The 305-nt window shown below is 47.5% G+C and carries 1 protein-coding gene; it reads left to right on the plus strand.

What is annotated here, in order from left to right:
• Nucleotides 1–30: 30 nt before the first annotated feature.
• On the plus strand, nucleotides 31–305 hold a 275-nt coding region (locus tag OGV69_RS01430; protein ID WP_502873879.1), incomplete at its 3' end, for a phage tail fiber protein.

Consider the following 305-nt stretch of genomic DNA (forward strand, 5'->3'; position numbering starts at 1 on the left):
AAACCCTACGCATATTCAGTAATTTTAAATATGTCAGAGTCTGGCAACACAGGGATTAATGGCTATTATTCGCAAATTGCATTTCCGACGGCTCAGGACGCAGTTCCGAGAATACGCCAGCGATTTGGTGGTAGCAACCCAAGGTTAACGGACTGGCGTGACTTTCTTATCAGGGGGCTTAACGCCATTACTGATACCAATGGATTTTACAAAACGTCATCCCCCATTATTAAGATTTGGGGGGACGGGACCACCGAATTAAACAGTGAGTCCGAAGGGGCAACCGTTGTCCGGGTGGATACGGG

The organism is Citrobacter sp. Cc139, from assembly GCF_030334645.1.
GTDB lineage: Bacteria > Pseudomonadota > Gammaproteobacteria > Enterobacterales > Enterobacteriaceae > Citrobacter > Citrobacter werkmanii.